This is a genomic window from Chitinophaga sp., assembly GCF_017745275.1.
Classification (GTDB): domain Bacteria; phylum Bacteroidota; class Bacteroidia; order Chitinophagales; family Chitinophagaceae; genus Chitinophaga.
Map to the genome: position 1 here is coordinate 1 of NZ_JAGHZS010000013.1, position 16,168 is coordinate 16,168.

At 45.8% G+C, this 16,168-nt stretch carries 13 protein-coding genes; 12 read left to right on the plus strand and 1 reads right to left on the minus strand.

Annotated elements, in window-relative coordinates:
- Nucleotides 1-146 precede the first annotated feature (146 nt).
- A complete protein-coding gene (locus J7623_RS30615; protein ID WP_291928823.1) occupies nucleotides 147-1,541 on the minus strand; it encodes a Gfo/Idh/MocA family oxidoreductase in 1,395 nt (464 codons plus the stop codon).
- Between the two features lie 271 nt (nucleotides 1,542-1,812).
- Here J7623_RS30615 and J7623_RS30620 point away from each other — a divergent pair, with 271 nt between their 5' ends.
- From J7623_RS30620 to J7623_RS30675, 12 genes are all read left to right on the plus strand, one after another.
- A complete protein-coding gene (locus J7623_RS30620; RefSeq protein WP_291928826.1) occupies nucleotides 1,813-3,867 on the plus strand; it encodes an alpha-L-fucosidase in 2,055 nt (684 codons plus the stop codon).
- Nucleotides 3,868-4,364: 497 nt separating this feature from the next.
- Entirely contained in the window at nucleotides 4,365-5,138 is a 774-nt protein-coding gene (locus J7623_RS30625) for a GNAT family N-acetyltransferase (RefSeq protein WP_291928830.1), read from the plus strand.
- A gap of 50 nt (nucleotides 5,139-5,188) precedes the next feature.
- Complete coding sequence (argG, locus tag J7623_RS30630) at nucleotides 5,189-6,391, plus strand: argininosuccinate synthase (protein WP_291928833.1); 1,203 nt, start codon at nucleotides 5,189-5,191, stop codon at nucleotides 6,389-6,391.
- Between the two features lie 96 nt (nucleotides 6,392-6,487).
- Nucleotides 6,488-6,847, plus strand: coding sequence for a four helix bundle protein (locus J7623_RS30635; protein ID WP_291928835.1), 360 nt, complete (start codon nucleotides 6,488-6,490; stop codon nucleotides 6,845-6,847).
- 94 nt (nucleotides 6,848-6,941) lie between these two features.
- Nucleotides 6,942-7,922, plus strand: a complete 981-nt coding sequence (argC, locus tag J7623_RS30640) for an N-acetyl-gamma-glutamyl-phosphate reductase (RefSeq protein ID WP_291928839.1) — start codon at nucleotides 6,942-6,944, stop codon at nucleotides 7,920-7,922.
- Nucleotides 7,923-7,953: 31 nt separating this feature from the next.
- Nucleotides 7,954-9,081, plus strand: a complete 1,128-nt coding sequence (locus tag J7623_RS30645; RefSeq protein ID WP_291928844.1) for an aminotransferase class III-fold pyridoxal phosphate-dependent enzyme — start codon at nucleotides 7,954-7,956, stop codon at nucleotides 9,079-9,081.
- Between the two features lie 73 nt (nucleotides 9,082-9,154).
- Nucleotides 9,155-10,105: an N-acetylornithine carbamoyltransferase gene (locus J7623_RS30650; RefSeq protein ID WP_291928846.1), complete on the plus strand. Its 951-nt coding sequence runs from the start codon at nucleotides 9,155-9,157 to the stop codon at nucleotides 10,103-10,105.
- A gap of 2 nt (nucleotides 10,106-10,107) precedes the next feature.
- Nucleotides 10,108-10,896 carry an acetylglutamate kinase gene (gene argB / locus J7623_RS30655; RefSeq protein WP_291928849.1) on the plus strand — a complete coding sequence of 263 codons (789 nt, stop codon included), beginning with the start codon at nucleotides 10,108-10,110 and terminating at the stop codon, nucleotides 10,894-10,896.
- Nucleotides 10,897-10,899: 3 nt separating this feature from the next.
- A complete protein-coding gene (locus J7623_RS30660) occupies nucleotides 10,900-11,964 on the plus strand; it encodes a M20 family metallo-hydrolase (protein ID WP_291928851.1) in 1,065 nt (354 codons plus the stop codon).
- Nucleotide 11,965: 1 nt separating this feature from the next.
- On the plus strand, nucleotides 11,966-12,547 hold the full coding sequence (locus J7623_RS30665) for a GNAT family protein (protein ID WP_291928853.1): 582 nt from the start codon (nucleotides 11,966-11,968) through the stop codon (nucleotides 12,545-12,547).
- Between the two features lie 77 nt (nucleotides 12,548-12,624).
- Entirely contained in the window at nucleotides 12,625-13,959 is a 1,335-nt protein-coding gene (argH, locus tag J7623_RS30670; RefSeq protein WP_291928856.1) for an argininosuccinate lyase, read from the plus strand.
- A 307-nt stretch (nucleotides 13,960-14,266) separates the two neighbouring features.
- Complete coding sequence (locus tag J7623_RS30675; protein WP_291928859.1) at nucleotides 14,267-16,075, plus strand: alpha-L-fucosidase; 1,809 nt, start codon at nucleotides 14,267-14,269, stop codon at nucleotides 16,073-16,075.
- Nucleotides 16,076-16,168 lie beyond the last annotated feature (93 nt).

Sequence of the window (16,168 nt, forward strand, 5' to 3'; positions counted from 1 at the left end):
ATGTGTCAACTTATTTCAGGACGACTCATAAAGCTGAAAGCATAAAGCAAAAAGCTATAAAAGAGAATGGCCAGAGCGGATATTATTCCTTTGCTCTGGCCATTCTCTTTTATAGCTTTTTGCTTTATGCTTTCAGCTTTATGCTCTTAGTACTGATCATCCAGTGCAAAGATCGGTGTTCTGTTCATCCAGCGACCACGGGTGAAGTCAGGGATGAATTGTACGCTGCCGCTTTCTGCTACGGATTGTTCGCTGAGTGGTGTGATAGCATACCAGGTAGCCATGTCGTATACGTCCAGTGGATATGGTGCACCGCGTTTTACGCACTCCAGGAAGGAGTTGAGTACAAACCAGTCCATACCGCCGTGACCAGCGCCTGCAGCGTCGTTGGCATATTTCTTCCACAGTGGGTGGTCGTATTTGCCAAAGTAGCTGTTAGCATCTTTAGGATCGCCGGTTGGTTCCCATTCGTCGTATTTACTTTTCTTTTCTACGTAAATAGATTTCTGATCATCCATCCAGAGGCCATTGGTACCTTGAACGCGGAAGTTCAGGGAATAAGGGCGTGGAGAGTTGGTATCGTGCGACAGCATAATGGTTTCGCCATTGTTGGTTCTGATCAGGGTAGAAACAATATCACCCAGTTTGAATTCTACTTTGGCATTTGGATGGCTTTCGCCGCCGTTGTCAACGATGTATTTGTGCAGCCCGCGGGATTTGGTCGCCACTGAGGTGAGCGACAGCAAACGGTTACCACGGTTGATGTTGATCATGTTGTTGATAGGACCCAGACCATGAGAAGGGTAGAGGTCAGCGTTGCGGTGAACAGAGTGGGCAGTTCTCCATTTAGCTTCGGACAATGCTTTCTCTCCAAATTCCACACCACCACCATAGTATTGTTTACCGTTGTTGAATTTAACACCGCGTAAGTCGTGCTGGTAGCCGCCCTGTAGGTGTGTCAACTCACCGAATAAACCCTGACGCACCATATTTAACACGGCCATCACGTCTCTGCGGTAGCATACGTTTTCCATACCAAATACGGGGATACCGGTTTGTTCGCTGGTGTTTACCAGTTCCCAGCATTCCTGGATATCAGAGGCGCCGCATACTTCTACCGCAGGTGTTTTACCAGCTTTCATGGCAGCAACGGCCATAATGGTATGCCATTCCCATGGCGTAGCAATTACCACCGCATCAATATCATCGCGTTTCAGCAGGTTACGGAAATCTTCCGGACCATTGGTATATTCCGCTACTTTCTTTTTGGTGCCATAAGCTTTTTCAATCATTGCTTTTGCTTTAGGAACAGTGAAAGCTGTATCCGGATCAGCGAAAGCGATCACTTCAGCATCTTCGCGGTGAAGGAAGAAATTCAGGTGGCCCAGTCCGCGGGCACCTACGCCAATAACACCAATTCTAACTTTCGGCTTCTTCTCATTGGCAAATAACTTGGCAGAAGAGCCCAGCATAGAAATACCTACGCCAGCCGCTACTGTGTTTTTCAGAAAACTTCTGCGATGCAGTGGTTGTTTATTCATTGTTCAAAGTTTGTTAGCGTATACTTTTATACGGTAAAGGAGGCACTAAATTTATAAAAATTGGTTTATCTAAACCAACCCTAAGTAGAATATTCTTACATTTTTGTGATAAACGGTGAAGAAACTGCCCACTTGTGCTTCTAAAGTGTCCACTGCGGTTTCCGGCAAGGTCAATTTAGAATTAATAATAGCGAATTTGAGATTGATTCCTTATCATTATCTGCTCTATCTTCGCTAGCATCTGTAATTCATAAAACTTTTATTTCCGGCAATGAAGAAAAGCACATTACTCCTGGCAGGGCTGCTGGGTTTTAATATGGCGATGGCACAGGATATTAAACCCTATGGCGCGTTACCATCAAAAGCACAGGTAGCCTGGAATGACCTGGAATATTATATGTTCATTCACTTTGGTCCCAATACTTTCACCAACAAGGAATGGGGACATGGAGATGAAGACCCGAAAGTGTTTAATCCTACACACCTGGATGCCCGGCAGTGGGCACGTACAGCTAAGTTAGCCGGTATGAAAGGTATTGTGATCACCGCCAAACACCATGATGGTTTTTGTTTGTGGCCCAGTAAATACAGCACCCATACCGTACGGGAAAGTGCCTGGAAAAATGGTAAAGGAGATGTGCTGAAAGAATTATCGGCCGCCTGTAAAGAATATGGTCTGAAGTTCGGCGTGTATTTGTCGCCCTGGGACCGTAATCATCCGGAGTATGGCACAGCCACCTACAACCAGGTGTTTGCCAATACGCTCACAGAAGTATTATCCAGCTACGGGCCGGTGTTTGAACAGTGGTTTGATGGCGCCAATGGTGGTAATATCAAGCAACCGTACGACTGGAACCTGTTTCACAGCGTAGTATACAAGCATCAACCCAATGCAGTTATTTTCAGTGACGTAGGTCCTGGCTGCCGTTGGGTAGGGAATGAAAATGGTATTGCCGGTACTACTAACTGGAGTACGTTAAATGTAAAAGGATTTTCCCCCGGTGCCGGAGGCCCGTCTACGAAATCACTCAATGAGGGTAATGAGGATGGCGAACAATGGATTCCTGCAGAATGTGATGTATCTATCCGTCCGGGATGGTTTTATAGCCCGGAAACGAATGATAAAGTAAAATCTGTATCTACGCTGCTGGATATTTATTATGGTTCCGTAGGACGCAATGGTAACCTGATCCTGAATGTGCCGGTAGACAGAGACGGGTTGATTCATCCGAATGATTCCACCCGTTTGATGGAGTTAAGAAAGGTGCTGGATGCGTCTTTCAAAGATAATCTGGCTAAAAAAGCGGTGGTAACGGCAACGAATACACGTAGTGGTAATGCTGCTGTGAAAATAGCGAACCTGACAGATGGCACCAATGCTACTTATTGGGCCACTGCGGATGATGCGAAAACGACTGCCATTACGCTGACTTATCAGAAGCCGGTAACCTTTAACCGTGTGGTGTTACAGGAGTACATTGCGCTTGGGCAGCGGGTACAAAATTTCTCCGTAGAGATCCTGGAAAACGGGCAGTGGAAGGAAATAGCGAAAGAAACAACGATAGGGCACAAACGCATTTTACGTTTACCGGATTATACCACTACGCAGGTGCGGATCAATATCCTGGATGCCAAAGCGGCACCGGTGATCAGTGAGGTGCAGTTGTATAAAGCGCCCGGGTTGTTGGCTACACCACAGATAGCGCGAGGTAAAGATGGAAATGTAACCATTACTTGTGCTTCTGCAGATGTGGATATTCGCTATACGTTGGATGGTACGGCACCTACACAGCAGTCGCCTAAATATCCGGTGGCAAAGAAAGAACAGGTGGTGGCTGTGGTGCTGCCCCGTGGCGGTGTGGTGAAAGCCAAAGCCTTCAGCAAAGATGGCAGCAGCAGTGAAACGGTGAAAGCATCCTTTGATGTAGCGCCCGCCAAATGGAGCGTGTTGCCTGCTGATGCCAGTGCTGCAATAGACGGCGATGCAGGTACAATATATAATACAGACGCCACGAAATATCCGCACGAATTGCAGGTGGACCTGGGCGAGCTCCTGTCTCTCAAAGGATTTACTTATTTACCCCCAGCGGGAGATGGCGCTAAGGGAGTGGTATACGGTTATGCGTTCTATGTAAGTGCCGACGGCAAGAACTGGGGCAACCCGGTAGCCAGCGGCCAGTTTGCCAATATTAAGAATAACCCGGTACTGCAGTCCGTTCCTTTCAAGGCTACCAAAGCCCGGTATATCCGGTTTGTGGCGGTAAGTCCGGCGAGTGAGTCGGATACGCAGGCAGGAATAGCCGAGCTGGGTGTCATCACCCGGTAAGAAAAAACGACCCGATGAGCGGAGATAAGTGTCGATTTGACGGTACTTGTCTCCGCTAATCTTTTTATAATCAATGTAAAAATTAATAATATATAACCCCTCTGAGCAGATCAACAGGCCTTATCCCGGTCAACCCAATGTCAGCCTTTGTTAAAATTGTGTCCCCACGAAAAAAAATTCGACTATTTAAAAAGATATTGTTATAACTTTGCGGATATTCTAAACTAAAGACAATATTTATAACAATTTAACGCTGAACTGAAGTTGGAAAAAACCGCAACTCATACCAACATCTCTGCATATCATCCCGCTTTAAACAAAGGGGTATATTCTGTTGGGTTCAATGTCTTTAGATTCCTTTCCCGACGACCTAGAATTTGATAGCGCTTACCCACATAACCGCTATCGCACCGTGATTCCCCAATCCTCCGGTGAGCCTTTTCCATTAATGGAATTTCAAGTTAGTTTATTGATTCACGATTTCAATTTTTAAAAAGTTGGAAAATCAACATATCATCGTTAGGGTAGCCACTCCTGACGATATCCACTATTCAAATACCATCACCGATGAGATGGAATCGTCTGCAAAAGCGCGTGGAACCGGTATTGCCAAGCGTTCCCCTGCCTATGTAGAGCTGAAAATGCAGGAAGGTAAAGCCGTGATTGCCGTGACAGACAAAGGTGATTGGGTAGGCTTTTGCTATATAGAAGCCTGGGGCCACGATAAATTTGTTGCCAATTCCGGACTCATCGTTAATCCCGCCTTCAGAGGTCATGGCGTCGCTAAATCGATTAAGAAAAGAATATTCGAGCTTTCCCGGGAGAAATATCCTGATTCCAAAATTTTTGGTTTAACCACTGGTTTGGCGGTGATGAAAATCAACTCTGAACTGGGCTATGAACCAGTGACCTATTCCGAGCTCACGGATGACGACGAGTTCTGGAAAGGCTGCAGAAGTTGCGTCAACTTCGACATTCTTACGGCTAAAAACAGGAAAAACTGTTTATGTACTGCGATGCTGTACAACCCGGAGGAGAAACTGAAGGAAGCCGAAGAGAAAGCTATGGCTGAAAAAGCAGCAGCTGCTGTAAAACAGCCCCAGCTGCATGTGACCGCCAGCGGCGATATACACCACGAAAGACGCCGCCGCAGATTTAAAGGAAACATAAAGTTGTACGAGCGTTGGTTGCGTTTTAAAAGATTTGTTTTGCTGAAGAGCAAAAAAGAAGGCGGCGCCACCGGATCTAAAAAGAAATTCTTCCTGTTCTGATAACAGGATCTCTCAATATTGTTACTGGAATTATAAAAAAAGATGTCATAATGAAAAAAGTTGTACTGGGATTTAGCGGAGGACTTGATACTTCCTATTGCGTTAAATATCTGACTGAAGAAAAAGGATATGAAGTGCATTCAGTGATCGTGAACACTGGTGGTTTTTCTGAAGAAGAACTGCAGGAAATTGAAAAGCGCGCTTACAACCTGGGCGTTAAAAGTCATAGAACTGTTAATGCAATACGTTCTTATTATGATGGCGTTATCAAATATCTCATCTTCGGTAATGTACTGAAAAATAATACCTACCCGCTGAGCGTGAGTGCAGAGCGTATGAGCCAGGCACTGGCCATCGCAGAATATGTGAAAGAAGTAGGCGCAGACGCAGTAGCACATGGTAGCACCGGTGCCGGTAACGACCAGGTGCGCTTCGACATGGTATTTCATATCATGATTCCAGGTGTGGAAATCATTACCCCTATCCGCGATATGAAACTGAGCCGTGAAGAAGAAATTTCCTACCTGAAATCAAAAGGTGTGGAAGTGAATTTCGAAAAAGCCATGTACTCTATTAATAAAGGTATGTGGGGAACTTCTGTAGGTGGTAAAGAAACCCTTACTTCCAATGGCATGTTGCCAGAAGCCGCCTGGCCTACCCAGCTGACAAAGCAAGGCGAGGAACAGGTGAAATTAACTTTTGAAAAAGGTGAGCTGACAGGAGTAAACGATAAAAAATTCGGTCATCCTTCTGAAGCTATACAATATCTGCAAACTATTGCCGGTCCATTCGCTATTGGCCGCGATATCCACGTAGGCGATACCATCATCGGTATCAAAGGCCGCGTAGGCTTTGAAGCAGCGGCACCGATGGTGATCATTAAAGCTCACCACGCGCTGGAAAAACACGTATTAACCAAATGGCAGTTGAGCTGGAAAGACCAACTGGCACAGTTCTACGGTAACTACATGCACGAAGGTCAGATCATGGACCCGGTAATGCGCGACATCGAAGCCTTCCTGCAAAATACCCAGGAAAATGTTTCCGGTGAAGTATTTGTAACCCTCATGCCTTATCGCTTCCAGGTAACTGGTATCAGCTCTCCTTACGACCTGATGAGCAGCAAATTTGGCAAGTATGGCGAAATGAACAGCGGCTGGAGCGGCGAAGACGTAAGAGGCTTCAGCAAAATATTCGGTAACCAGACCATGATCTGGCATCAGGTGAAAGAGAGCATAAAGCAGAAAGCATAAAGCAGAAAGCTATTGTGTAGAAGATTGAGTGGGAGATTGTGGTTTTAGTATAGTCCGGTTTTAAGGCATTTTATAATGTTTCAAGAAGGACTATATATGAGAGATTACAAGAAGTTGGAGGTTTGGAGAAAGGCACATATGATGACAACGTTTGTTTATAGAGATGTGGTCACACAGTTGCCGAAGCATGAAATGTTTGCGTTGGTAAGCCAGATGAAGAGAGCTGCATATAGTGTGCCGTTGAATATAGTGGAAGGATGTGGCAGAGCAACAGAAAGGGACTTTGCGAGATTTCTGGATCATGCGTTGGGTTCTGTACATGAAGTAGAGTATTGCGCACTCCTGGCTTTTGATTTGAAATTTTTAGATGAGTCAATTTATATTGATCTCAATAAAAAGATAAACGAGGTAAAAGCTATGTTAATAGCCTTTATCAAAACTTTAAGAATATCATGAGTTAGAAAAGTAGAAAAAAGCATAATCATTCGCTACAATAGCTTTTTGCTTTATGCTTTATGCTTTCAGCTTTTTTAGCATAATCAAATCATAAATGAAACCATCAAAAATTAAAGTAGCTATAATAGGTGGTGCCGGTTACACAGGCGGTGAAATGATCCGCCTGCTGTTAAATCACCCGGATGTTACTATTTCGTTTGTGCATAGCCGTAGTAACGCCGGGAACCCGTTGTATGCCGTGCATGCAGATTTGCTGGGAGAAACAGAACAACTGTTTACCGGAGAATTGAGCAACGATATTGATGTAATGTTCCTGTGCCTCGGCCACGGAGAATCCAAAAAATTCCTGGAGGCTACTGAGGTGGCAGCACATGTGAAAGTGATTGACCTGAGCCAGGATTTTCGTTTAGGCGAAACCGTGAAAGACCGCACCTTTGTATATGGCTTACCGGAGATGCAACGCGACCTGATTAAATCAGCGCAGAACATCGCCAACCCGGGCTGCTTTGCCACTGCCATTCAACTCGGATTGCTGCCATTGGCTAAAGCCGGCCTGCTGAAAGAAGTACATACTACCGGCATCACCGGTTCTACCGGTGCTGGCCAAAGCCTGCAGGCCACTTCCCATTTTACCTGGAGAGCCAATAACATTTCCACCTATAAAGTGCTGAATCATCAGCACCTGAAAGAAATACGACGAAGCCTTCAGCTCTTGCAGCCAGGCTTCAGTGAAGACGTGAACTTTGTACCGGTAAGGGGCGACTATCCAAGAGGAATTTGGGTGACGTCCTACCTGCAAACTGACTTATCACTCGAAGAGGCGGTGAAGCTGTATAAAGATTTTTATGCCGGTCATCCGTTTACACACGTCAGCGATAAACAGATAGATCTGAAACAGGTAGTAAACACCAACAAGTGCCTGATTCAATTGGAAAAAAACGGTAGCAAACTGGTGATCCATTCTATCGAAGACAACCTGTTGAAAGGCGCTTCCGGTCAGGCAGTGCAGAACATGAACCTGATGTGCGGACTGGATGAAACGGCAGGACTGAAACTGAAGTCCATCGTGTTCTAATTGTTTTCTCATTTTTCAATTATTGGCCAACATGAAACTGTTCGACGTATATCCCCTTAACGATATCATTATAGAAAAAGCCCTTGGCTCCCACGTTTGGGACAACCACGGCACACAATACCTGGATCTTTATGGCGGGCATGCCGTGATCTCTATCGGTCACACGCATCCGCACTATGTAAAACGCCTGACAGACCAGTTGCATAAAGTAGGTTTTTATTCCAACTCTGTAAAGATGCCTTTGCAGGAAGAATTGGCTGGTTTGCTGGGCAAGGTGTCCGGCAAGGAAGACTATCAACTGTTTTTATGTAACTCTGGTGCAGAAGCCAACGAAAATGCGCTGAAGCTGGCTTCTTTTTACAACGGTAAAAAGAAAGTTATTGCTTTTAAGAAAGCGTTCCACGGCAGAACTTCACTGGCAGTAGCAGCTACTGACAATCCGAAAATTGTTGCACCAGTAAATGAAACCGACAACATCGTATTTTTACCATGGGAAGATGAAGCTGCACTGGAACAGGCTTTCCAGCAATACGAAGTATCTTCTGTGATCATTGAAGGGATACAGGGAGTAGGTGGTATCAATGTTGCCAGCGAATCTTTCCTGCGGAAAATCCGGACGCTGTGCGATACGCATAACGCCGTATTCATTGCAGACTCCGTACAATGTGGTTATGGCAGAAGTGGTAAATTTTACTCGCACGATTTCGCCGGTGTAAATGCCGATATCTATAGCATGGCCAAAGGCATGGGTAATGGTTTCCCGATAGGCGCCATTATCATTGCTCCTAAAATTCAGCCTGTTTATGGCATGCTGGGTACCACGTTTGGTGGGAACCACCTGGCTTGCGCTGCTGCGCTGGCAGTACTGGAAACGATCCAGGCAGAAAACCTGATCAGCAATGCAGCTACTGTAGGTAATTATCTCATGGAACAACTACGGACCTTCGACAAGGTAAAAGAAGTAAGAGGCCGTGGTTTAATGATTGGTATTGAACTGCCGGAAGAGTTGGCGCATGTAAGAAAAGAACTGTTGCATACGCACAAAATCTTTACCGGAGAAGCAAAGCCCAATGTAATCAGGCTGCTGCCTTCCCTGGCATTGACGCAGGAACATGCCAACCAATTCCTCGAAGCATTCGCAAAAGAATTGAAAAAATAAAGCATAACAACCATGATTGGCAGATAGTGTGCCTTTATATCTTTCCACTATCTGTTTAAAGCCTATAAGCGAAATGAAACAATTTATTTCTACAGCAGATGTTCCCAGTGTCCCGCGGTTAGTGGACATTGCGTTGAACTACAAGAAAGATCCTTTCAGGGACCAGGAATTAGGAAAGAATAAAACAGTGGGAATGATATTCCTGAACCCGAGTTTGCGAACACGGTTAAGTACACAGGTAGCTGCTAAGAACCTGGGGATGGAACCTATCGTATTTAACATTGACAAGGAAGGCTGGGCGCTGGAAATGAATGATGGCGTGGTCATGAATGGCAACACCACCGAACACGTGAAAGAGGCGGCGGGTGTAATGGGACAATACTTCGATATCCTCGCCATCCGTACTTTCCCGGGTTTGAAGAATAAAGAAGAAGATTATACAGAGAAATACATCAACCAGTTCATTAAGTATGCCGGTGTACCGGTAGTGAGCCTCGAAAGCGCTACCCTCCACCCTTTGCAGAGTTTAACGGATGTAATTACCATCAAGGAACATTGGCACGAAGCCCGCAAACCTAAGGTGGTAATGACCTGGGCGCCACACGTAAAAGCGTTGCCACAGGCCGTACCTAACTCTTTTGCACAGTGGATGAATGCGTGGGGAGAAGTGGATTTCGTGATCACACATCCCGAAGGATATGAACTGGATGAGCAGTTCTCCGGTAATGCCACCATCGAATACGACCAGGATAAAGCCCTGAAGGATGCAGATTTTGTGTATGTGAAAAACTGGTCTTCTTACAAAGACTATGGTAAAATTACCTGCACAGATCCTTCGTGGACCTTTACCAATGAAAAACTGAAGCTCACCAACTCAGCGAAAGTAATGCACTGCCTGCCGGTGAGAAGGAATGTAGTCATTGCAGATGAAGTACTGGACGGACCACAATCCATCGTGATACAGGAAGCGGGTAACCGCGTATGGGCTGCACAGGCTGTTTTGAGTGAAATACTGAAAGGATAATTATGATCGACTTATTTATCATTAAAGTAGGCGGAAACGTTATAGATAACCCGGTATTGCTGCAAACCTTTATCGAAAAGTTTGCCGCAATACCCAGCAAAAAAATCCTGATACACGGCGGCGGAAAAATCGCTACCCGTATTGGAGATAAGCTGGGTATTGAATCGAAGTATGTAGATGGCAGACGCATCACCGATGCGGATACTATTGATGTGGTGACTATGGTGTACGGCGGGTTGGTGAATAAACAACTGGTTGCCCGGCTGCAGGCCAATGGCTGCAATGCCATTGGTTTAACCGGTGCGGATGCCAACATCATTCCGGCTGTGAAACGACCTGTAAAGGAAATTGACTACGGTTTTGTAGGCGATGTGTATACCGAAAAGCTGCACGTAGCACCGCTGCAATCCTTGCTGGAAGCCGGTATTACGCCTGTGTTTGCACCGCTGACCCATGATGGTAACGGACAGATATTAAATACCAATGCAGATACGATTGCTTCTTCATTAGCCATCGCGTTATCTGCTGCGTATAGCGTGCGACTGATCTACTGCTTTGAGAAGAAGGGCGTATTGCGGGATCCGGCAGATGATAACGCCGTAATTAATTTGATCAACAAAGACATCTACCAGCAACTGCTGGCAGAAAAAATATTGACAGATGGTATTTTGCCTAAATTGCAAAATGCTTTCGGCGCTATTGACAATGGCGTAAAAGAAGTATTGATAGGACATGCAGACGATGTGTTGAGTAATACCACCACCACCGTAGCAGGTACCCTAATATGCTAACCTATGTGGAACGAAAAACTATATGATGTGGCAGTGGCGTTGCTGAAGCAAATGATCGCCACCCCATCGTTAAGCCGCGAGGAAGACGGCACCGCGCAACTGATCAGTGATTTCCTGACGGCCATGGATATTCCGCATGAGCGGCATCTCAACAATATCTGGGCAAAGAATAAACATTACGATCCCTCCAAACGTAATATACTGCTGAATTCCCATCATGATACCGTAAAACCCAATCCACAATACACCCGCGATCCTTTTAGTCCGGATGTGGAAGACGGTAAGCTGTACGGACTGGGAAGCAATGATGCGGGAGGTTGCCTGGTGAGTTTAATCGCTACGTTCCTGCATTTTTACCACCGGGACGACCTGAGCTATAATATTATTTTATCTGCTACCGCAGAAGAAGAAATCAGTGGCTCCAACGGTGTGGAAAGCATTTTACCGCAGTTGCCACCAATTGAATTTGCCATTGTGGGAGAACCAACTTTAACACAGTTGGCCATCGCAGAAAAAGGGCTGATGGTGCTGGATTGCAACAGCGTTGGTAAAGCAGGCCATGCTGCCAGGGAAGAAGGTGAAAACGCCTTATATAAAGCATTGCCTGACCTGAACTGGTTTAAAGACTATCGCTTCCCGAAAGTATCTGACACACTAGGGCCCGTGAAGATGAGCGTCACTGTCATCAATACCACCAACAAAGCACACAACGTAGTACCGGCCGACTGCTCTTTTGTAGTAGACGTACGTGCTACCGATCAATATACACTGGAAGAACTGCTGGAAATCATCCGCGCAAATGTATCCTGTGAAGTGAAGCCAAGGTCTATGCGTATGCGGCCTTCCTTTATTCCAATGGATCATCCGTTTGTACAGGCTGGTATAAGTGTAGGTAAAACCTGCTATGGTTCACCTACAACGTCCGATCAGGCGTTGATTCCGGCTACTTCTGTAAAAATGGGACCAGGCGATTCGGCCCGCTCTCATACCGCAGATGAATATATTCACCTGCATGAAATCAAAGAAGGTATCAACAGCTATATTCAGTTACTCGAAATGATACAGTAATATGAACTTTCAACCTGTTTTAGAAAACAAGCGCGTATTGCTACAGCCTTTACAGCTGGAACACCTGGACGAATTGTGGCCCATTGCAGCCGACGCCTCTTTGTGGGCTATTCAGTTGTACCAGATGGAAACGAAACAGGACCTCGAAAAGTACATTCAAAGGGCATTGAGAGAAAGGGCAGCAGAAGAGTCTATCCCGTTTGTGATCATCGATAAAAAGGACAACCGTATTGCAGGATCTACCCGCTATATGGGCGTATCGTTGCCGAATAAACGTACGGAGATTGGCGCTACCTGGCTGGCACCTGCGCTGCATGGTTCCGGGCTGAATAAGGCCATGAAATATGCGATGCTGCAATATGCTTTTGAGGTGATGGACCTGAATAGGGTAGAGTTTAAAACAGACGAGTTGAATACGCAGTCACGCAACGCGATCCTGAGCCTGGGTTGTACGCAGGAAGGAATTTTCCGGCGTCATATGATCACCAGCACAGGCAGGGTGCGAAATACGGTTTACTTCAGCATGTTAAAAGAAGAATGGCCGGAAGCAAAACAGCGTGTTTTTGGTAAATACGATTTTTAAGATCACGCAAAGCTGCTAAGAAGCAAAGGAACAAAAGTAATTGTCTTTGCTGCTTTGCGTGAAAAAAATATAGCATTATGAAATTGTGGCAAAAAGATAAAGTATCTCTGGCAGCGGTAGAACAATTTACTGTTGGAAAGGATAGGGAGATGGACGCTTTCCTGGCTCCATTTGATGTGTTAGGCTCTATGGCGCACATCACCATGCTGCAAAGTATTGGGCTGTTGGAAGCAGAAGAGCTGACTGTGCTGAAAAGTGAATTGAAAAATATCTATGCAGAAATACAGGCGGGCGACTTTAAGCTGGAGGAAGGAGTGGAGGATATTCATTCACAGGTAGAGTTGTTGCTGACCCGTCGTTTGGGCGAGGTAGGCAAGAAGATTCATAGTGGCCGTTCCCGTAATGACCAGGTGTTAGTAGACCTGAAGCTATTCCTGCGTCACGAATTACAAACACTGGTAGAAGAAGTACTCGCGCTGTTTCACCTGTTACAACAGCAGAGTGAGCAATATAAAAATCACCTGATCCCTGGTTATACCCACCTGCAGATTGCGATGCCATCGTCTTTCGGGCTGTGGTTTGGCGCTTATGCAGAGAGCCTGGTGGATGATCTGACCATGTTGCAGGGAGCGTACAAAGTGGTGAATAAAAACCCACTTGGTTCTGCCGCTGGCTATGGTTCTTCGTTTCCGCTTGACCGTGAGTTAACCACGTCATTGTTAGGGTTTGATACGTTGAACTATAACGTAGTATACGCACAAATGGGCCGTGGTAAGACGGAAAAAATAGTCTCTTTTGCTTTGGCAGGCATTGCGTCTACTGTTGCTAAAATGGCCATGGATGCGTGTTTGTTCATGAATCAGAACTTTGGCTTCATCAGCTTCCCTGATGAGTTAACTACTGGTTCCAGCATCATGCCACATAAAAAGAACCCGGATGTATGGGAACTGATTCGCTCACATGGCAATAAATTACAGGCATTGCCGAATGAAATTGCGATGATGATCACCAACCTGCCTTCCGGCTACCACCGTGATTTGCAGCTGTTGAAAGAGAATTTATTCCCTGCTTTCCAAACGTTGAAAGACTGTCTCCGTATGAGTCGCCTGATGTTGGAAAATATCCGCATTAAGGAAAATATACTGGACGATGAGAAGTATCAATACCTGTTCAGCGTGGAAGTAGTGAATAACCTGGTATTGCAGGGAATGCCGTTCCGTGAGGCATATAAGAAGGTGGGTATGGATATAGAGGCCGGTACTTTTGCACCGGAGAAAACGGTAGCACATACGCATGAAGGAAGCATTGGTAATCTTTGTACAGCGCAGATAGCAGCGCAGATGGAGCTGGTGGTAAAGGGTTTTCCTTTTGAATCAGTGGATAAAGCGTTGGAGCAGCTGTTGAATAGTTAATAGTATTACTTATATTTTTTTAGAAAGAACCGTTCCTGTTGGGGCGGTTTTTTTTATGCTGGTTATTTCTGTGGAGGGAAGTTTAAAGTACCCGGGTGGTGGGCTTAATAATGTTATCTTCCCGGAGTCTAAGCTAATATTGACAACAATAGCGGTTTGTAGCAGGTAATTCGTTAATTAGATACAGGACAGGCTGTCATGGAAAGTTGAGAGGCGTGCAACCAGCGCCACATACACGGTGAAAAACGAATCAGCAATATACACAGTGAAAAACGAATCAAATAAATAACATCAACAGTTTGAACTAATGAAAAAGCGATTTTTACAAGCCTGCCTTTCCGGCGCCTTGCTATTATCAGCCGCCGCTACCTATGCACAACAAGATGCGGGGCTGCAGGCCAACGCGAATGAACCGGAAGCTATCCGGGATGCCCGTATGCGCTGGTTCCGCGATGCTCACTTTGGGATGTTTGTACACTGGGGACTCTACAGTGCCGCGGCTGGTGAATGGAATGGAAAAGCATATGATGGCGCCGTAGAGTGGATACAAAGCGCTGCCAATGTACCGGCTGCAGAATATGCCGCTAAGTTGACCCCACTCTTCAAACCTAAAAAGGACTTCGCAAGGGAATGGGCCAAAGCCGCGAAAGACGCCGGTTGCCGCTATGTGGTTTTTACCAGCAGACACCACGAAGGCTTTGCTTTGCACGACAGTAAAACCACCACCTTTGATGGTATGGACGTTACCGGCAGGGATCTGTTCCGTGAAATCGTGAATGCCCTGCATGAACAAGGCCTGAGGGTAGGCGTTTATTTTTCATTGCTCGACTGGCACCATCCCGATGCTTATGTGGAGCATGGTTTGCCGGCGCCGGGAAATGTAAAAAATGAAGGCCGCGATAATGCCAGATATGTAGACTACATGTATGAGCAGGCAAAGGAAATGTTTTCCAATTACGGCCCTATCGATGTAGTTTGGTGGGATTACAGCTCTAAAGAGATTCAAGGTGAAAAATGGGGCGCTAATAAGCTCGTAGCGATGGTGAAACAACATCATCCCAACATCATTATGAACAATCGCCTGTATGCCTTTGACCACAACAGCGAATATACCCGCGCCAATGGCGACCTGGTAACACCAGAGCAGTTTATTCCTGAAACAGGCTTTAAAGGCATGGACTGGGAATCCTGCATGACCATGAATGGTACCTGGGGATATAGTAAGTTTAACCACAACTGGCGCACCAAAGAAGAGCTGGTACATAACATGATCGACATCGTTTCCAAAGGGGGTAACTACCTGTTGAACGTAGGCCCGATGGGCGATGGTACTATACCTGACAAAAGTGTGGAACTCATGCATAACATCGGCGACTGGATGCGCGTAAATGGAGAATCCATTTATGGTTCCAGGGCCAATAGCATTGGCCGTGTTAACTGGGGACGCATCACTACCAAACCCGGTAAATACTTCCTGCATATTTTCAACTGGCCGGCAGATAACCGTTTGCATGTGCCACTGGCGCCAGACGCAGGTGTAACACCACAAGCTTTCTTCCTGGCGGATGCTGCACATACGCCGTTGAAAATAGATACCGATGAACGTGGTTTGTTTATTGACGTAAGTAACAAAGCATTCAAAAACAGCGAAGCTACCGTGATAGAGCTGGATGTAACCGGTACATCGCTGCTGGCACAGGGCGTGTTCCCTGAAACAGATGGCACGTATAATTTAGTAGCTGGTGATGCAATTCTCACAGAGGGAGTAGTATTGTCAGTAGGAGATCCAACAGTGCTGTACAACTGGATGAAAGTAGAAGGTACTGCTACCTGGAATATCCAGGTGAAGCAACCCGGTAAGTATAAATTGGTGTTAAGCACGGCTTGTACTAATGAATCTGCCGGCGCAAAGATTGCGGTGACAGCAGGTAACACCACGTTGACCGGTGTAGTAAAAGGTACCAACAACAGCTGGGGCGATTACCAGGATTGGGATTTAGGTACGGTAGTGTTATCTAAAAAAGGGGTAAACACTGTGGTGGTGAAGCCACTTACCAAACCTGGATTAGGCGTAATGAACCTGCGGAATATTCGCCTGGTACCAGTGAAGAAATAGAATAAAAGCCGAAAGCAAAAAGCAGAAAGCATAAAGCTATTAAAGCGAATGATAAATGCGAGTACCTAAATTACTCATCTGCACTTATCATTC